This is a genomic window from Photorhabdus heterorhabditis (assembly GCF_001280945.1).
In the GTDB taxonomy this organism is placed as follows: domain Bacteria; phylum Pseudomonadota; class Gammaproteobacteria; order Enterobacterales; family Enterobacteriaceae; genus Photorhabdus; species Photorhabdus heterorhabditis.
Genome location: NZ_LJCS01000038.1, coordinates 1 through 17,968 on the forward strand (window position 1 = coordinate 1; position 17,968 = coordinate 17,968).

At 44.3% G+C, this 17,968-nt stretch carries 14 protein-coding genes and 2 pseudogenes; 3 read left to right on the forward strand and 13 right to left on the reverse strand.

Annotation, left to right across the window (positions count from 1 at the left end):
• Positions 1 to 177: 177 nt before the first annotated feature.
• A complete protein-coding gene (locus AM629_RS13475; RefSeq protein ID WP_054479776.1) occupies positions 178 to 792 on the reverse strand; it encodes a LysE family translocator in 615 nt (204 codons plus the stop codon).
• Positions 793 to 971: 179 nt separating this feature from the next.
• Here AM629_RS13475 and folA point away from each other — a divergent pair, with 179 nt between their 5' ends.
• Positions 972 to 1,457 (forward strand): type 3 dihydrofolate reductase, encoded by a 486-nt coding sequence (folA, locus tag AM629_RS13480; protein ID WP_054479778.1) that lies wholly within the window; start codon positions 972 to 974, stop codon positions 1,455 to 1,457.
• A gap of 49 nt (positions 1,458 to 1,506) precedes the next feature.
• Here the strand turns inward: folA and apaH are convergent, their stop codons facing one another.
• The 6 genes from apaH to lptD form a co-directional block, all read right to left on the reverse strand.
• Positions 1,507 to 2,328, reverse strand: a complete 822-nt coding sequence (apaH, locus tag AM629_RS13485) for a bis(5'-nucleosyl)-tetraphosphatase (symmetrical) ApaH (protein WP_054479780.1) — start codon at positions 2,326 to 2,328, stop codon at positions 1,507 to 1,509.
• A gap of 2 nt (positions 2,329 to 2,330) precedes the next feature.
• A complete protein-coding gene (gene apaG, locus AM629_RS13490; protein WP_054479781.1) occupies positions 2,331 to 2,708 on the reverse strand; it encodes a Co2+/Mg2+ efflux facilitator ApaG/CorD in 378 nt (125 codons plus the stop codon).
• Between the two features lie 12 nt (positions 2,709 to 2,720).
• Positions 2,721 to 3,539 (reverse strand): 16S rRNA (adenine(1518)-N(6)/adenine(1519)-N(6))-dimethyltransferase RsmA, encoded by an 819-nt coding sequence (gene rsmA / locus AM629_RS13495; RefSeq protein ID WP_054479783.1) that lies wholly within the window; start codon positions 3,537 to 3,539, stop codon positions 2,721 to 2,723.
• A complete protein-coding gene (gene pdxA, locus AM629_RS13500) occupies positions 3,532 to 4,539 on the reverse strand; it encodes a 4-hydroxythreonine-4-phosphate dehydrogenase PdxA (protein ID WP_420806675.1) in 1,008 nt (335 codons plus the stop codon). The genes rsmA and pdxA overlap by 8 nt, the downstream gene beginning before the upstream one ends.
• Entirely contained in the window at positions 4,526 to 5,827 is a 1,302-nt protein-coding gene (gene surA, locus AM629_RS13505; protein WP_054479787.1) for a peptidylprolyl isomerase SurA, read from the reverse strand. The genes pdxA and surA overlap by 14 nt, the downstream gene beginning before the upstream one ends.
• A gap of 69 nt (positions 5,828 to 5,896) precedes the next feature.
• Positions 5,897 to 8,251 (reverse strand): LPS assembly protein LptD, encoded by a 2,355-nt coding sequence (lptD, locus tag AM629_RS13510; RefSeq protein WP_054479789.1) that lies wholly within the window; start codon positions 8,249 to 8,251, stop codon positions 5,897 to 5,899.
• Positions 8,252 to 8,434: 183 nt separating this feature from the next.
• Between lptD and djlA the strand changes: the two genes are divergently transcribed.
• Positions 8,435 to 9,253: a co-chaperone DjlA gene (gene djlA, locus AM629_RS13515; protein ID WP_054479790.1), complete on the forward strand. Its 819-nt coding sequence runs from the start codon at positions 8,435 to 8,437 to the stop codon at positions 9,251 to 9,253.
• Between the two features lie 234 nt (positions 9,254 to 9,487).
• Here djlA and rluA read toward each other — a convergent pair whose 3' ends face one another.
• The 3 genes and pseudogenes from rluA to AM629_RS13530 form a co-directional block, all read right to left on the reverse strand.
• Positions 9,488 to 10,138 (reverse strand): bifunctional tRNA pseudouridine(32) synthase/23S rRNA pseudouridine(746) synthase RluA, encoded by a 651-nt coding sequence (gene rluA / locus AM629_RS13520; protein WP_054479792.1) that lies wholly within the window; start codon positions 10,136 to 10,138, stop codon positions 9,488 to 9,490.
• Between the two features lie 111 nt (positions 10,139 to 10,249).
• Positions 10,250 to 13,156, reverse strand: a complete 2,907-nt coding sequence (gene rapA, locus AM629_RS13525; protein ID WP_054479794.1) for an RNA polymerase-associated protein RapA — start codon at positions 13,154 to 13,156, stop codon at positions 10,250 to 10,252.
• A gap of 196 nt (positions 13,157 to 13,352) precedes the next feature.
• Positions 13,353 to 13,932: pseudogene (locus AM629_RS13530) on the reverse strand (DNA polymerase domain-containing protein); the annotation flags it as partial.
• Between the two features lie 153 nt (positions 13,933 to 14,085).
• Between AM629_RS13530 and AM629_RS13535 the strand changes: the two are divergent.
• A pseudogene (locus tag AM629_RS13535) lies at positions 14,086 to 14,418 on the forward strand (RNA-guided endonuclease InsQ/TnpB family protein); the annotation flags it as partial.
• 186 nt (positions 14,419 to 14,604) lie between these two features.
• Here AM629_RS13535 and thiQ read toward each other — a convergent pair.
• Genes thiQ through thiB form a run of 3 tightly spaced genes read right to left on the reverse strand, consistent with a single transcriptional unit; the run spans position 14,605 to position 17,898 of the window.
• Positions 14,605 to 15,312, reverse strand: a complete 708-nt coding sequence (thiQ, locus tag AM629_RS13540) for a thiamine ABC transporter ATP-binding protein ThiQ (RefSeq protein WP_054479800.1) — start codon at positions 15,310 to 15,312, stop codon at positions 14,605 to 14,607.
• Positions 15,305 to 16,909, reverse strand: coding sequence for a thiamine/thiamine pyrophosphate ABC transporter permease ThiP (gene thiP, locus AM629_RS13545; RefSeq protein ID WP_054479802.1), 1,605 nt, complete (start codon positions 16,907 to 16,909; stop codon positions 15,305 to 15,307). Before thiP ends, thiQ begins: the two co-directional genes overlap by 8 nt.
• On the reverse strand, positions 16,885 to 17,898 hold the full coding sequence (gene thiB, locus AM629_RS13550; protein WP_054479805.1) for a thiamine ABC transporter substrate binding subunit: 1,014 nt from the start codon (positions 17,896 to 17,898) through the stop codon (positions 16,885 to 16,887). Before thiB ends, thiP begins: the two co-directional genes overlap by 25 nt.
• Positions 17,899 to 17,968: the final 70 nt, after the last annotated feature.

The window sequence follows — 17,968 nt, forward strand, 5'->3', positions numbered from 1 at the left end:
GTTTTAATGATTTTTTCAACTGAGGAATAATTTTTTCATAATCCAATTAAATAATCGATTATAAAAAATGGGAATAATAAAATCTCTAAATAAATCGGGGCTGGATCTTGAAGTGCGCTTTATTAAACGCACTCTTTTATGTTTATTGAAAACTTAAAGGAATGGAATGAATTCCTGTTATCCTAGCGCTACTTTGACACCTAAGCCAATTAAAACAATACCAAGCAGTTTATCAATAATCTTCTGAGTTTTAGCTAATCCGTAACGTACCGGTGCACTCTGGATTAATATTACCAGTAATGGCCAATAGACTATCGACAGACTCCAGATAATAAAGGCATACCATAATTTCTCCTCAACACCAGAATTGACATTCAGTACTTGAGTAAATATCGCTAGGAAGAACAAAGTTGCTTTAGGATTGAGTAGATTACATAAAAATCCCTGCATAAAAGCTTTTTTAAAGGAGACAGTCTGTTGTGGCTGGTCATCAAGAGTGATGGTATTCCCGCTGCGAGAAAGCAGGCTGTTGATCCCAATCCAAATAAGATAGGCAGCTCCGGCATATTTCATCAGGTTGAACAGCCACGGAGTTGTGGTGATAACAAGAGCCAGTCCGGCGACACAGTAAGACATATGACAGGTGATAGCGGCAATTAAGCCCATCACAGTCATCATTGCGGCAGCGCGTTGATAACGTATGGCATTTTTGACTACCAGAAAGAAATCAGGGCCTGGAGAGAGCATTCCCAAAGTTGAAATAGTGATAACGAGTAGTGATGTTTCCAGCATAATGTACCCTATAGTTAATATTAGATTTGTTATTATTTAGATCAATGAATGTCTTAAGTAACAAATTAAGTATAAATTAATTTTTTATGCTTAAGAAAGCGTTGATCCTATCGACTGGGTACATCCCTTTCCGTATAGTGTCATCAATTTTTATACTATTTGCCTAATAAGGTGACTTAATGAATATCAGCTTGATCGCTGCCTTAGCTATGGATCGGATCATCGGCATGGATAATACAATGCCGTGGAATCTGCCGGGGGATCTGGCTTGGTTTAAACGTAATACATTGAATAAACCAGTCATTATGGGACGAGTGACTTACGAGTCCATAGGCCACCCGTTACCAGGGCGACTCAATATTGTGTTGAGTAATCAGCCGGGTAATGATGAGCGTGTAACTTGGGTAAGTTCAGTTGATGAGGCGCTGGCGGTAGCGGGTGATGCAGAAGAAGTTATGGTTATGGGAGGTGGTAAAATCTATGACCAATTTATCCCATTGGCTAGCCGTATGTATCTGACCCATATTGATGCAGAAGTAATAGGTGATACGCATTTTCCTGACTATGAACCGGATGAATGGGATTCTCAATTCACTGAATACCATGATGTAGATGAATTGAATTCTCACAGCTACTGTTTTGAGATTTTACAGCGCCGTATCTAATTGATAAAACACGCCGATGAGTTTTTTCACGGCGTGTCCGGTTTTAACGTTATTTTATTGCTGGCAACGATGGTTGCGTAAAATACTGTTTATCTTCCCAACGTAGCATAGTCAGTTCGCCTCCCCAGCAACAACCTGTATCCAATGCATAAAATCTATCCGGCGTTCCTTGACCTTCCAGTGATGCCCAGTGACCGAAAACAATAGAATACTCTACTGGGATCTGCTGTGGTAGCTTAAACCAAGGTTTCAGAGGCGCAGGAACATTTTCAGGTCTATCTTTGCAAACCATGTCTAACTGACCATTAGGAAAGCAGTAACGCATGCGCGTCAATGCATTAGTACTGAAACGTAAGCGTGCCAACCCAGAGAGTTCTGGTGACCAGTTGTTTGGCATATCTCCATACATTGAATCGAGAAACAGAGGATAGCTACCACTGCTGAGCATAGTTTCAACTTCGCGGGCGCACATTTTAGCGGTTTCCAGATCCCATTGAGGTGTGAGTCCCGCATGAGTCATGATCAATTTCAGGTTATCGTCGATCTGTAATAATGGTTGTTTACGTAGCCAATTAATTAACTCATCGGCATCTGGGGCAGATAGTAATTCATTGAGCTTATCCTTGGGTTTATTACGGCTAATCCCGGCATAAACGCCTAATAGATGAAGATCATGATTGCCTAATACCACTTTTACGGCTGAATCTAACTGTTTAACATACCGAAGAACATCAAGAGAATCTGGGCCACGGGCAACTAAATCTCCTGTCAGCCACAACGTATCTCTATTGGGTTCAAAATTGGCCTTAGTTAATAAAGCACGTAATTCACGATAGCAGCCATGAATATCACCGACGAGATATGTAGACATAATTAATTAATCAAAGTTGGAATAGCCAATCGGAAAACTGGAATGTCAACGCGGAATAAATCACCATGGTGATCGGCCATTTTATAATGGCCTTCCATCGTACCCAAAGGCGTTTCCAATATAGCGCCACTGGTGTAACGGTATTCAGTACCTGGCGGAATGACTGGCTGCTTACCAACAACGCCTTCCCCTTGGACTTCAGTCTGGTGGTTATCACCGTTGGTAATTAGCCAGTAACGGTTAAGCAGTTGAACCGGTTCGCGCCCAAGATTACGAATAGTGACTGTATAGGCAAAAACGAAACGCTGTTGTTCGGGACTCGACTGGCTTTCTACATAAACACTCTGTACCTGAATAGAAACTCTGGGCGCATTAATCATGATTGACTCCTGTTATGACTGCATTTCAGGTTGTTCCGCTAGATAGTTTGCCATTTTGCAGTATTGTTCAACAGAAATATTCTCTGCACGTGTACTTGGGTCGATACCAAACTCTGTGAGTTGTTCTACAGTGAAAAGATCACCCAGGCTGTTACGGATAGTTTTACGCCTTTGGTTGAAAGCTTGTGTGGTGATCCGGCTCAGCATACGAATATTTTTGACCGGGTAAGGTATGCTTTTATGCGGTATCAGACGTACAACGGCTGAGTCGACTTTAGGTGCGGGAGTAAATGCTGTTGGCGGTACTTCCAGCACCGGGATAACCTGGCAATAGTATTGAGCCATGACACTTAAACGTCCAAAAGCTTTACTGCCGGGACCGGCTACCAGACGGTTCACTACCTCTTTTTGCAGCATAAAATGCATATCAGCAATAGCATCAGTATAGCTAAAAAGGTGGAACATTAATGGCGTAGAAATATTATAAGGTAAATTACCAAAGACCCGTAGCGGCAGCCCTCTTTGCTGAGACAGTTCGCCAAAATTAACGGTCATTGCGTCTTGTTGGATAATGGTAAGTTTATCTTTTAGTTGTGGATGAACTTGCAGGCGCGCCGCCAGATCGCGGTCAAGCTCAACCACAGTCATTTTATCCATGCGCTCTCCAACCGGCTCAGTCAATGCACCAAGACCAGGGCCAATTTCCAACACTGCTTGGCCTGGTTGTGGATTGATAGCTGTAACAATACTACCAATGACAAACTGATCGGTTAAAAAGTTTTGCCCGAAGCGTTTACGGGCAAAGTGCCCTTGGTGGACTCTGTTATTCATTACTGTTTTGTATCATTTTAATTGCTAAATTTAATGCGGTGATAAAGCTTCCCACATCAGCTTGACCTTTACCAGCCAATTCCAATGCTGTGCCATGATCGACAGAAGTGCGAATAAATGGCAGGCCCAACGTAATATTCACAGCTCTGCCAAAACCTTGGTATTTTAACACGGGTAGCCCCTGATCGTGATACATAGAAAGAACGGCATCTGCATGTTGAAGATATTTGGGCTGAAACAAAGTATCTGCGGGTAAAGGCCCTTCCAGAACAATGTCTTCTGCCCTTAGACTTTCTAATGCAGGGATAATAACATCAATCTCTTCATGCCCCATATGACCGCCTTCTCCTGCATGGGGATTTAAACCACACACATAAATACAGGGTTTTGCCAGGCCAAACTTTGTTTTTAAGTCATGGTTAAGGATCGTGATAACTTCCCGCAGGCTATCAAAAGTAATGGATTTTGGCACATCAACAATGGGCAGATGAGTTGTTGCCAGAGCAACCCGAAGTTCTTCGGTAGCAAGCATCATGACAACCCGCTGGCATCCACTGCGATCAGCAAAGAATTCAGTGTGGCCGATAAAAGGCACACCAGCATCATTGATGTTCCCTTTATGGACCGGCCCTGTGACTAACGCTGAAAATTCCCCATTTAGGCAACCATCGCAGGCTCTTGCCAGAGTCTCAGTAACATATCTGCCATTTTCCCGATTCAATTCACCGGCGACTGCTGGAACATGAAGGGGGACTGGCAATATTGTCAATGTTCCAGCAGCTTGCGGTGCCGGCGTTTTATCTGGAGAATATTCTTGTAACTGTAAAGGAAAATTGAGTTGTTTGGCTCTGTCCAGAAGTAAATTTGGATCTGCACAGGCGACCAATTGTATTGACCAACTTTGCTGAGCAAGAGCGACAATTAAATCGGGTCCAACCCCGGCAGGTTCGCCGGGGGTAATAACAATGGGTTTATGAACAATGGGTTTATTGTTGTGCATTGCTACCATCTAAAATTTTCACATAAGCAGAGGCGCGTTGTTCCTGCATCCAGCTTTGTGCTTCTTCAGTAAATTTACGGTTGAACAGCATACGGTAAGCACGATCTTTCTGAGCGACGTCTGTTTTATCAACTTTGCGGGTGTCCAGCAGTTGGATCAGATGCCAGCCAAAAGACGAATGAACCGGCTGGCTGATTTCACCTTTATTTAGTCGCATTAACGCGTCACGGAAAGCAGGATCGAAGATATCAGGTGTACTCCAGCCGAGATCACCACCACGTAATGCTGAGCCAGGATCTTCTGAAAATTCTTTTGCTGCATCGGCAAAATCAGTTTTTCCACTACTAATCTCACTGGAGATTTGCTGCAATTTGGCGCGTGCTTGAGCATCAGTCATGACAGGAGAAGTTCTCAGCAAAATATGGCGGGCATGAACTTCTGTGACTGCGATTGTTGCATTACCGCCACGGATATCATTTACCTTGAGGATATGGAAACCTACACCGGAACGAATTGGGCCAACGATGGCGTTTTTCTGGGCTGATTGTAGTTGCGCCGCAAACAGGGTTGGCAGTTCTTGAAGCTTACTCCAACCCATATTGCCGCCTTTCAGGGCTTGTGGATCAGCGGAATAGGCGATAGCCAGTTTACCGAAGTCAGCGCCATTCTTAAGCTCAGACATAATTTTACGTACCACAGCAGTGGCTTTTTCCATTTGTGCCTGATCAGGATTTTCTGGTAACGGTATCAGAATGTGGCTGATGTTCAGCTCAGTATCATTAGCATTTTGGTTGCTAATTTGTTTGGCTAAGGTATCGATTTCTTGTGGCAGAATGGTGACACGACGGCGAACCTCATTGTTGCGCACTTCTGCTATCAGCATCTCTTTACGAACCTGATTACGGTAAGTATCGAAACTGATTCCGTCAGCAACAATACGGTGTTTCATCTGATCCACCGTTATGTGGTTTTGGGCTGCAATATTGGCAATGGTAGAGTTCAGAGCCTGATCAGGAATAGTAATCCCCATCTGCTTTGCCATTTGCAACAAGATATTATCCATAATCAGTCGCTCAAGGATCTGATGACGTAGTGTTTGTTCGTCCGGTATTTGCTGGCCTGCATGTTGTGCATCCCGTTTAACGGACTGTAAGAGGCTGTTGATGTCACTTTCCAGAACTACCCCATTATTAACAACCGCAGCAATTTTATCCACTTGTTGAGGTGCAGCGAAGGCAGTACTCACTGAAAACATCAATCCGAGAATGAGATTTCTCCAGTTCTTCATACTTTTTCCATCATATGTAAGTTCCGCGTTAGCGGGTTTATTGTGTTTAATATCAAAGCGTTATTAGTATCAGAATGCACGCTGGTATGGCATGATGCCAGACTGCAACATTTTCTGGCTACCCAGACTATGATTGTTACTTAAGCCTCTGAGTTCAAAGTTAAATGACCATTTGTCGTCATATTCGCTATTATCATCTTTCCAGCCAATGATCTTACGCTCATAGCCGACGTTAATTGCCCAGCAACAGGTGTTGTACTGCAAGCCTACTAACTGACTTGCTGGTTGCTGTTTCTTAGTATCATAGTAATAAGAGCCAACTAAACCCCAGCGATCATTTAACGGCCAGCTTGCAACTAAACCAATTTGAGAAATCCCTTGCTGAAATGTGGGAGCGGTTTCTGCTTTTTGATCCCAGGTGCGCAAACGGGTTGCTTGGATATAATCTCTGTCAACAAAACGGTAGTTCAACTGTACAAGCCTATCAGCATCACGACGATATTCCAGTACAGCATTTCCCATTGTCACGCTGCTCAGACGGCTATCGTACTGCAAACCACCTTTCAAGCCCCAGGAATCATTAATCCTCCAGTAGGTGTCACCAGCCCAGGCCATCATATCTGACCCATCTTTACTGTTAACGAGATTTTCCTTATTGGTACCAGTGCGTGGGCGCTCAAAATAGTAGGTTTGACCTAATGACAGATTAAAACGTTCAACTAAATCTTCATCATAAATACGAGTAGTCAGACCGGTAGTGACCTGATTCGCGGATGAAATACGGTCTAAACCACCGTAAAAGCGGTCACGGAACAGACCGGTATAGTCAGCCTGTAGCAGGGCCGAATCGTAGTTATTGATATTATCTTGGTTCTTATACGGCACATACAGATACTGAATCTGTGGCTCTAGCGTTTGGGTGTAATCGTTGTTCAGATACATTGAACGTTCAAACACCATTTTGGCTTCACTTTTAAACTGTGGCAGAACCCGGTTAACAGATTCTTGTAATTCGGAATTTTTTCTGATGTCAGGAATATCTTGCTGATAGTGGGTTGCCATCAGCTTGGCTTCGTTATTGATACTTGCCCAACCATTGGAGAGTGGCAGGTTAACGGATGGCTCCAGATGCCAACGGGTTGCTTCAGGGTTATTTTTCTCAGTACTGGTGAGTTTTACCGCTTGACCATGGATACGAAGATCAAACGGACCTAGATCATTTTTATAATAGTTCAGATCCAATTGTGGCTCTGCGCGATAAGCATTTTTGTTACCGCCGGTTGAGAATATTTGGAACTGTTTAGTTGATAGTGTGGCATTCCAATTTTGTTGAGCATATCCCAAGCTGAGTTTCTGTGTGGCATAGCCATCAGTGGTGGAACCATATTGGGAAGAGAAATCAGAGAAATATCCAGGATCACTGACCTTGGTATAGTCGATATTAAAACGCCATACCTGATCCATAACACCACTATGATTCCAGTAAAATAACCAGCGATTATCACTCTCTCTGGCAGTACGCGTTCCGGTCTTTTTATCCTCGATATACTGTTTGTCATTATTCAGCCAGTCCAGTGCTAGTGTACCTGTACCTGCTTTAGTTAAATAACGGAATTCATTATTCAGTTTTAAACCGCGTTGACTGATATAGTGCGGCGTAATCGTAGCATCATAATTTGGTGCGATATTCCAGTAATAGGGCAGCAGAAATGTAATACCGTCCTTTTTGGAATAGTTGGCGTTAGGAATAAGGAAACCGGAGCGGCGTTTACTACCGATCGGTAGTTGAAGGTATGGACTGTAAAATACCGGAACATTAACCACTCTGAAACGGGCATTCCATATTTCAGCCACTTCTTCTTCACGGTCGAGAATGACTTCAGAGCCAACAACACTCCAGCTATCATTACCTGGCAGGCAGGAAGTAAAAGTACCGTTATCCATAATGGTATAACGGTTTGCATCACGTAATTTCATTTTATCTGCGGTGCCGCGTCCCTGACGCCCGACCATTTGATAATCACTTTGATCAACATCTGTATCTTTATTATTTAAATTAGACCAGGCGCGTGGACCTTTTAGAATAATTTGCGGATCATTGTAATGAACATTACCCGTTGCAGTAACAGTCCTTACCGGAATTTCATCTTCTGTTTGATCAAGTTGTACCTTATCTGCGGTCAGCGTTTTATTGCCCTGTTTAATATTGACATTACCGATGAATTCAGCAGAGCGCGGATAATCTGCACGTGAATCATCTGCCAGAATATTGACAGGTAATTGATTGAGATCACCATTAATTATTGGCTGATCGTAAACAGGTATACCCAGCATACATTGTGCTGCGAGATCAGCATGTGCATGCTGACTGTAAAGTGCGGCCCATACTGTTGTGGCCAGCAAAGTTGGATAACATTTCTTCATAGATATTTATGCGGTTCCGTCATCAGTGGCATTGTGCCGGCAAACCTCAAGAGACTAGCGCACTCAATGAATATGCGCCAGTGTAAAGTCACACCTTTACTTATCTTGCCGTTAGGCACGGAGCTGAATGAATAGTATGATAATGCAAAACTGCACTCAGGGCATTGATGAATTGAGGAGTATATGCATTATTGGGGAAAACTGATTGGGCTGATCTTTGGTGTTACGTCTGGAGCAGGTTTCTGGGGTATTGTCATTGGTTTATTTATCGGTCATATGTTTGATAGGGCCAGTGTACGCAGAAGCCAAGGGTTTTTTGCAAATAATCAGTCCCGTCAGATGCTGTTTTTCAGCAGTACTTTTCAAGTGATGGGGCATATAACTAAATCAAAAGGACGGGTAACTGAAACGGATATCCAGCTTGCCAGCCGATTAATGGACCGAATGCAACTTCACGGGCAAGCCCGAATAGCGGCCCAGCATGCTTTTCGTGAGGGCAAAGAACCCAATTTTCCTTTGCGTGAGACATTGAGACAATTACGTCGTGCCTGTTTTGGTCGGTCTGATTTAGTTCGGATGTTTTTAGAAATTCAGTTACAGGCTGCATTTTCTGATGGTCAGTTGCATCCGAATGAGAGGAAAGTGTTGTTTATCATAGCTGATGAGCTTGGGATCTCTCGTAACCAGTTTGAACAATTCCTTGCCATGATGGAAGGTGGCCGCAATTTCGGTGGTGGTGAAGAGTGGCAACAACAGTATGACGGTTATAGGAGAGCAACTCAGGGGCCAACATTGGCAGATGCCTGTAAGGTACTCGGTGTGGGTGAAAATGATGATGCGACGATAATTAAACGTGCTTATCGTAAATTGATGAGTGAGCATCATCCAGATAAGTTAGTGGCAAAAGGTTTACCACCGGAAATGATGGAAATTGCTAAACAAAAAGCCCAGTCAATTCAGGCTGCGTATGATCTTATTAAAAAAGAAAAAGGTTTTAAATAGTCAAATTTTCTTTTTAAAAAACATCTTATTAAATACATAGGGGAATAAAGTCCCCTATGATCGTTGTGTTTATTTTTTATTTCTCTAAAATATTAGAAAGTTTTATGATTTATTGGCTTTAACTAAAGAGGGATGCAAAAAATGGCAAATATCCGTATTCTCTTGGGAGGGTTCGGCGTGGCTTTGTGCTTGATATTGGCTTCATTAGATTCGATTACTGTATTTGTCAACTGATTAAAAATCGGCTGTGCACTGAAAATGCATTGGAGTTCCATAGGCCGGATGGGTGATATATAGCTCCTGTGCATGTAATTGCAGGCGAGGCGCCATTGCTCTTGCCTGCTGATGAGCATAAAACCGGTCTCCCAGAATTGGGTGCTCAAGTGCCAGCATGTGTACCCTGAGCTGATGTGAACGACCCGTTATTGGCGAGAGTTTCACCCTGGTTGCTTGATCTTCGTAAGCGAGTATTTCATATTCAGTCTGCGCTGATTTCCCGGTTTCAAAACAAACTTTCTGCTTTGGTCGGTTTGGCCAGTCACAAATCAGAGGGAGATCAATTATGCCGGTTTCCGGTTTCAGATATCCCCAAACTCGTGCAATATAAGTTTTTTTCGGTTCCCGTTCACGGAACTGGCGCTTCAGTTCACGTTCTGCATTTTTGGTCAATGCAACTACCATTACACCGCTGGTTGCCATATCCAGCCGGTGAACAGATTCCGCAGCCGGAAACTGTTGCTGTATCCGAGTCATAATACTGTCTTTGTGTTCCTCAGCCCGTCCAGGAACAGAGAGTAGTCCACTAGGTTTATTGACCACAATGATATGCTGATCCTGATAGAGCACATGTAGCCAGGGATCGGTGGGTGGGTTATACGCTTCCATTAAGACTCCGGTAAAAGACAGTATCTTGCTCATTGAAATCAGGGTACCAGGGAAAATGCGGGAATGGCGTTCATTCCATCCCGCACTAAATCCGAGTATCTCTAATCTTTCTTACTGATGTGTAACAACAACAAGGCGGATTGCATCCAGACGCCAGCTGGCCTGATTCAGGTTAAGCAGTAACTGTTGGCGATTGGATTCAATTGCTTCCAATTCATCATCACGAATATTGGGATTGACTGCTTTCAGTGCTTCCAGACGAGAAAGTTCAGCAGTGAGGTTTTCATCAGCTTCCTTCTTCGCCTGTTCGATTAATGATTGTGCCTGTGTTTCTATTAAACCTTCTGCTTGTTGCAAAATAGTGTGAACTTCTTTTTGCACGGCATTAACCAGCTTACTCGCGGTATGGCGGTTTACTGCATTAAGCTGGCGGTTAAAGCTCTCAAATTCTACTTGACCAGCCAGATTGTTGCCTTTCAAGTCCATCAGTATTCGCAGTGGGGTTGGGGGAAGAAAACGGGTCAATTGCAGATGTTTTGGTGCTTGCGCTTCAACCACATAAATTAGCTCTACCAACAGCGTTCCAACGGGTAATGCTTTATTTTTTAGAAGAGAGACAGCACAGCTACCGGTATCACCAGACAAGATCAAGTCTAACCCATTACGGATAATCGGGTGTTCCCAACTGATAAACTGGGCATCTTCACGAGACAGCGCCTGCTCCCGATCAAATGTAATAGTGCAGCCATCTTGTGGCAGCCCTGGGAAATCCGGGACCAGCATATGATCAGAGGGTGTTAACACTATCATGTTGTCACTGCGATCTTCCTGATTGATACCAACGATATCAAACAAGTTGAGAGAAAAGCTCACCAACTCAGTATCATTTTCATACTCTGAAATTTTTTCTGCCAACTGCAAACCATGCTCTCCACCATTGGAATTCATTTCCAGCAGTCGGTCACGACCTTGTTCTAATTGCTGTTTGAGCTGTTCATGCTGTTGGCGGCATTGATCAATAAATTCATCAAATTTTTCCTGCTCATTCGGCTTGGCAAGGTAGTTCAGCAGAATTTCATAATAGTGATCGTAAATAGTACGGCCTGTCGGACAGGTGTGCTCGAATGCATCCAGACCTTCGTGATACCAGCGGATCAAGACAGCTTGGGCGGTATTCTCCAGATATGGCACATTGATCCGGATATCACGGCTTTGGCCGATACGATCCAAACGTCCGATACGCTGTTCCAGTAAATCTGGGTTGAACGGTAAATCGAACATGACTAACTGGTTGGCGAACTGGAAGTTGCGACCTTCTGAGCCAATTTCGGAACACAGTAGCACCTGAGCACCATCTTCTTCAGAAGCAAAATAGGCGGCGGCGCGGTCACGTTCAATCAATGATAATCCTTCATGGAAAACAGCACTGCGAATACCTTCGCGTTCACGCAGTACTTGTTCCAATTGCAGAGCAGTGGTTGCTTTAGCACAAATTACCAGTACTTTTTCATCACGATTTGCCATCAGGAAACCAAGTAACCACTCTACACGAGGATCAAAGTTCCACCAGGTGGCGTTTTCGCCTTCAAATTCCTGATAGATCTGCTCGGGATAAAGCATATCCCTGGCGCGAGATTCCAGCGATTTTTTAGCACCCATAATGTCGGAGACTTTAATGGCTGTTTGATATTGTGTTGGCAAAGGCAATTTTATCTGATGTAGTTCCCGATGGGGGAAACCTTTCACGCCATTACGGGTATTACGGAATAGAATACGGCTGGTACCGTGGCGATCCATCAGCATGGAAATCAATTCGCGGCGTGCAGTTTCACTATCATCACCGTTGCTGTTGGCTGCTTTCAGTAGAGGCTCAATATCTTGTTCACTGATGAGCTCACCCATTAGATTTAATTGGTCATTATTGAGCTGTTCACCTGATAACAGCAGAGTGACAGCATCAGCAACCGGGCGGTATTTTTGTTGTTCGTCAATAAAAGCTTGATAATCATGAAAACGGCTTGGATCAAGCAAGCGCAGGCGGGCAAAATGGCTTTCCTGCCCTAATTGCTCCGGGGTTGCAGTTAACAGCAACACACTAGGGATCTGTTCAGCCAATTGCTCAACGACCTGATATTCACGGCTTGGTGCATCTTCACTCCAGGCCAGATGATGAGCTTCATCCACTACCATAAGATCCCAACTGGCTTCAAGCATATGCTCAAAACGCTGTTTATTGCGGCGGACAAAATCCAGTGAGCAAAGTACCAATTGTTCTGTTTCAAATGGATTATCACTGTCGTGTCGTGCTTCGGTATAGCGGCTGTCATCAAACAGGGAAAAGCGTAAATTGAAACGGCGTAGCATTTCGACCAGCCATTGATGCTGAAGGCTGTCTGGCACAATAATCAGAATACGTTCAGCACGACCGGCCATCAATTGCTGGTGGATGATCATCCCAGCTTCGATGGTTTTACCTAAGCCAACTTCATCAGCCAGCAGCACCCTTGGGGCATAGCGTTTGCCTACTTCGTTAGCGATATGAAGCTGATGAGGGATCAGGCTTGCGCGAATACCGCGCAGACCGCTTTCAGCAAGTTTAAATTGCTCGCTTTGATATTTACGGGCACGAAAGCGCAGGGCAAAGCGATCCATCCGATCAATTTGTCCTGCAAACAGGCGATCCTGTGGTTTGTTGAAGGTGAGTTTACTGTCGAGGAATACTTCGCGCAGAGTGACATTTTCTTCCAGGGTATCAAGGCGTGTACCTGTATAAATAAGTAGGCCATTTTCTTGTTGGACTTCATCTACTTTGAGTTGCCAGCTTTCGTGGCTGGTGACAACATCCCCTGAGTTAAACATCACACGGGTAATAGGGGAATCATTGCGAGCGTAAAGGCGGTTCTCTCCGCTGGCAGGAAAAAGCAAAGTGACCATTCGTGCGTCCAATGCAACAACGGTTCCCAATCCAAGTTCGCTTTCTGTATCGCTGATCCAGCGTTGACCGAGGGTAAATGGCATAAATTTTGACTCAGTTTCTGTTAGATAAATGTTATTGAAGGTGAAGGACGACAGCTTTTTATTTGATCTAACGGAGATAATGGGCAGATAGCAAAGATGCCCCTTTAATCCCCTTATCACTCGTTAAAGGGGCGATATGTTAATGGAAGCAAAGCCAGTCGTCACCTGCAAAAAATAGTAATTAGTTAAATAGTGATTAGCTAAAAGGCATTACTATCTGCCCGGTGAACAAAGTTGTAAAATTATCCTGTAAAATTGACAGGATAGCATCAGCGATAGGCTGAATTTGTTTATTGATATAGTGATCATAATCTGGTGACGAATGCAGGTTTTCCAACGGTTCTGGCCCGGATTGCATCATGACATATCTTATCCAGCCACCATTTTGATACTGTAAAGGCCGATTATGTTGCAGATTATATTCATCTGCCAGCCTTGCTGCTCTTACATGTGGCGGTACATTACGCTGATAGTCAGACAGTTTATGGCGCAACCTTTCACGGTAGATTAGTTTATCATCAAATTTTCCTTCTAGGGTACTGGTAATATAGCGACGAATAAATTTCTGATAAGGCTGCTGATGAAAAATCAGTGAATACAGTTGCTTCTGGAAATCCTGTGCTAGAGGCGTCCAGTCGGTGCGGGCGGTTTCCAATCTTTTGTATACCATACGGTCATTACTCAGACTGGAGTAACGTATTTGTGCTGCCTTGTTCCGCACCACGGATAGTTGGCATTAGAAAACGACGATAGTGAGTTTTAAATTCCAACTCAAGGGGGCTTTTAAATCAAAAATGTTTATCCGATGCGCCGTAAAACCCCGTGCTTCAGCTGTCTCTTGATCTATGAAATATGATCAAAAGACAGCTTCAGGGCGGGGATATAAGGCGCGGTTTTCAGACTAACTCGGTGTTTGCTGTTGCTCAATGGTACGAGCAAAATCAGGTTTAAACCGCGCGATACTGGATCAGGGCTGGTATGAAATGCGCCGTCAGCTTGAGTATAAGCAGCTCTGGCGCGGAGGTCAGTTATTAGCAATACCGCCCGCCTATACCAGTCAACAAGGTGCTAGCTGTGGTCATACCGCAAAAGAAAACCGCCGGTCACAGAATAAATTCGAGTGTCAGGCATGTGGCTATACCGTAAACGCCGATATTAACGGTGCACGCAATATTTTAGCGGCAGGGCATGCCGTGCTTGCCTGTGGAGGGCGGGGGCAGTCAGACCGCCCGTTGAAGCAGGAACCCACCGAAATGATTTAGACTTCGGTCTGAACGTAGTAGGAATCCTCGTCCTTTGGGTGGGGAGGATGTCAATAAGGCTTTCATATGTAAATAACCTGGGGGATTAAAATGAAGGCTATAGGCATTAGTCACAGAAGGAAAGAATCGAAATACTAAGCAATATCCTCTTCTCGTTTATTCTGATAGCGAAGGCAGTAATAACGTCTAATTAAAATCGACCTTCCTACCCAAAATAGTCGCTTCAGGAACAGTGCCGGCAACCAGTGCATTTGTTGATCCGTCATAATGAATATTGCCATCAACAACTAATAAAGCGCGGTCAGCTATATGGGCGGCATCATCCAGATTATGCGAAACCATCAGCAAAGTAAGTTGGCGTTCATTGCAAACTTGCTCCAGCAATACCAGCATTTCATTACGCAGTGCTGGATCAAGAGCAGAAAAGGGCTCATCAAGTAACAGAACTGGCTGCTGGCGCACTAAACAACGCGCTAATGCTGCCCGCTGTCGTTGTCCACCAGAAAGTTGAGCAGGCAAACGAGTAAGGCAATCCTCCAACGAAACTTGGGAGACTATTTGTTGTAACGTCTGTTTCTGTTTGCTATTAAGACGTAATCCGGGATGTAATCCCAACCCAATGTTCTGTTCAATCGTTAGATGGGAGAAGAGGTTATTTTCTTGAAATAACATGGATACGGGGCGCTGAGAAGGTGGCGTATTGGTGTGATTTTCCCCATTCAGCCATAGAGAGCCTTTTTCTGCTGTTTGAAAACCGGCGATCAGATTCAGTAATGTGCTTTTACCTGCTCCACTGGGCCCAAGAATGGCGATACGTTCCCCGGCCTGAATCTGCAAGTCAAACAGCATCACCAGATGTTCATAGGTGTAAGTCAGATTCTCTAGTTTAAGCATTACGTCGTCCTGGTAAGCGCTCAAGTAAACTAAACAACATAAAACATAATAATAACAGCAATAAGGCAGTGACTGCGCCATCTTGACTACGGTAAGCCCCTATTTGCTGGTACAGATAGAAGGGCAGTGTACGGAAATCTTCATTACCAAACAGCGCCACAATGCCAAAATCACCAATCGAGAGGACGCAGGCAAAGGCTAAAGCTTGTGCCAGCGGGATTTTTAGGGCTTTTAGTTCAATCCAGAGCAATCGGTTAATACCTTGAATATTCAGGGATCGACACAAAGGATTATAGCAGGCGGCTAAATCTTTCATCGGATTGTCCAGAACTTTCAGTGCATAAGGGATTGCCATCAGCGAGTTAGTTAAAATCACCAGACCATAGGGCGAACGAGGCAAGCCAACGGTTTCGTTAAGCAACAGAAAGACCCCAGTTGCTAGCACAATGCCGGGCATAGCCAGGATCAACAAGCCACTCATTTCCATTGCTTGTCCCCAGCGGGGGGAATGGCGCAGGTATAGCTCGCGGCTGCTCCACAGTAGCATCATAGTGAACAAAACACACAGAAACCCCGCCCCTAAAGCAATGACGACTGATGTGATAAATGCCTGCCACAATGCAGGCTGGCGTAATACGTTAAATATTCCACTATTTAGACCATCCACGACGACAGCTAGTAATGGTGGTACCAGCAGTAATAAGGCTGCGATAATTAACAGGCTATCACAGATTTTTCTCGGCAAAGTATCTTGTGGATTACGCCATTGCTGTTGGTTACTGTAGCCGACAGACAGAGCGCTGTTAAGCTTCTGGCTGAGGAGTACAAGGCCAAGGCAACAGGTAAGCTGAATCAAGGCTAGCAAAGCAGCACGGTTAAGATCGTAGTCATAGCTTAGCGCCTGATAGATCGCCAGTTCGACAGTTGTTGCAGCAGGGCCGCCACCTAAAGCAAGTACAGTGGTAAAACTGGCGAAACAGAGCATAAAAATCAGTGCACCAGTTGGCAGGATCTGGCGGCGCAGATAAGGCCATTCAACAAAACGGAAATGTTGCCATTCATTCATACCTAACTGAGCTGCTAGCTGCCGTTGTTCCACCGCAATGTTTTCCAGTGATTGCAGTAAAAGTCGTGTTGCCAGTGGCATATTAAAAAAGATATGTGCTAGCAAAATCCCTTGTAAACCATAAGGTGTGAAATGGTAATTGATGCCGATCCATTCGCAGAACTGCGCCAGCCAGCCGACTTTGCCATAGACAGTCAGAATGCCGAACAAAGCGACTAGTACGGGTAAAACCAGTGTCATAGCACATAGGCGCAGAAATAAGGTTCGGCCTGGAAAATGGCGTCGGTAAAGCGCTCTGGAAAGAAAAATAGCCGGAATAACAGAAAACAGCGCTGACAAAAAAGCCTGCCAGAATGTAAAACGTACGACATGCCACAAATAGCTATCTTCTGTCAGTAGGTGCCAGCTACCCTCAGGTGCGTTAAACCAAAGTGTACCGAACGCCAGCAAGGCGACTAACAGTAAAAGACCGGAGGCGATAGCCCCCGGCAGCAGCCATCCGGCAATTAGTGGCTGACAGCGCTTTGCCATGTACGAATCCATTTGTTACGGTGTGTGGCGACTTCTTCCGCGCTGTATTGCAGCGAGTTTTTTGGTAATGAAAATTGCGAATACACTTCAGGGAGCTGGATATCAATGACTGGATACATCCAGTTAGTGGTTGGGATTTCTTGTTGGAAAGCCGGAGTCAGCATAAATTGCATAAATTTTTGGGCAAGTTCCGGCTGCTTGCTGGAAGCCAATTGAGCAGCAACTTCGACTTGCAGATAATGGCCTTCACTGAAAATTGCCGCAGCGTAATTGTCTTTCTTGTCAGATAAGATGTGATAACCCGGTGAAGACGTGTAACTCAGGACCAGATCACCTTCCCCTTTCAGGAACAAACCATAAGCCTCACTCCAACCTTTGGTGACTGTTAGGGTTTTCTTAGCAAGTTTTTGCCAAGCTTGTGGGGCGTCATTACCATAAATTTTTTGCATCCATAACAGCAAACCTTGTCCTGGTGTGCTGGTACGAGGGTCTTGATAGATAACTTTCCAATTATTGGGACTATTAATCAATTCATCCATGCTTTTAGGCGGATGTGGCAAAGTATTTTTGTCGTAAATAAAAGCAAAATAGCCATAGTCATAAGGAATAAATACATTGTTATGCCATTGCTCAGGGAGTTTCAGTTTGCTGAGATCCACTTTACTTTCAGTGAACAGACCCGTTTGTTGCGCGGCTTCAATCAAGTTGTTATCCAATCCAATAATGATATCGGCAGAGGCCCGTTTCCCTTCCATTCTTAGGCGATTGAGTAGAGATATACTATCTTCCAGAGCCACCAGTTTTAGTTCGCAGTGACATTCAGCCTCAAATGCTTTTTTAATTGCAGGCCCAGGACCCCATTCAGCGGCAAAAGAATCATAGGTATAAACAGTTAATACCGGTCTTGCCTGTACAACCTGGCTAGATAGCAAAACAGAGGTTGGTAATATGGCTAGTACGATTAATTTGGAAAATAACGTCTTAAACACTTTGCTCTCCTTAATTCAAGAGGATTGGCAAAGGATCTGGAAGCGCTAAACAGCAAGATAATTTCTGTTG

What these genes read in the sequence shown, in the direction of transcription:
- pdxA (WP_420806675.1), bottom strand. Translation starts at nt 4,539, where the DNA reads ATGCACAACAATAAACCCATTGTTCATAAACCCATTGTTATTACCCCC.
- apaH (WP_054479780.1), bottom strand. Translation starts at nt 2,328, where the DNA reads ATGTCTACATATCTCGTCGGTGATATTCATGGCTGCTATCGTGAATTA.
- rsmA (WP_054479783.1), bottom strand. Translation starts at nt 3,539, where the DNA reads ATGAATAACAGAGTCCACCAAGGGCACTTTGCCCGTAAACGCTTCGGG.
- thiQ (WP_054479800.1), bottom strand. Translation starts at nt 15,312, where the DNA reads ATGCTTAAACTAGAGAATCTGACTTACACCTATGAACATCTGGTGATG.
- AM629_RS13475 (WP_054479776.1), bottom strand. Translation starts at nt 792, where the DNA reads ATGCTGGAAACATCACTACTCGTTATCACTATTTCAACTTTGGGAATG.
- thiP (WP_054479802.1), bottom strand. Translation starts at nt 16,909, where the DNA reads ATGGCAAAGCGCTGTCAGCCACTAATTGCCGGATGGCTGCTGCCGGGG.
- folA (WP_054479778.1), top strand. Translation starts at nt 972, where the DNA reads ATGAATATCAGCTTGATCGCTGCCTTAGCTATGGATCGGATCATCGGC.
- apaG (WP_054479781.1), bottom strand. Translation starts at nt 2,708, where the DNA reads ATGATTAATGCGCCCAGAGTTTCTATTCAGGTACAGAGTGTTTATGTA.
- rapA (WP_054479794.1), bottom strand. Translation starts at nt 13,156, where the DNA reads ATGCCATTTACCCTCGGTCAACGCTGGATCAGCGATACAGAAAGCGAA.
- rluA (WP_054479792.1), bottom strand. Translation starts at nt 10,138, where the DNA reads ATGGAAGCGTATAACCCACCCACCGATCCCTGGCTACATGTGCTCTAT.
- lptD (WP_054479789.1), bottom strand. Translation starts at nt 8,251, where the DNA reads ATGAAGAAATGTTATCCAACTTTGCTGGCCACAACAGTATGGGCCGCA.
- surA (WP_054479787.1), bottom strand. Translation starts at nt 5,827, where the DNA reads ATGAAGAACTGGAGAAATCTCATTCTCGGATTGATGTTTTCAGTGAGT.
- djlA (WP_054479790.1), top strand. Translation starts at nt 8,435, where the DNA reads ATGCATTATTGGGGAAAACTGATTGGGCTGATCTTTGGTGTTACGTCT.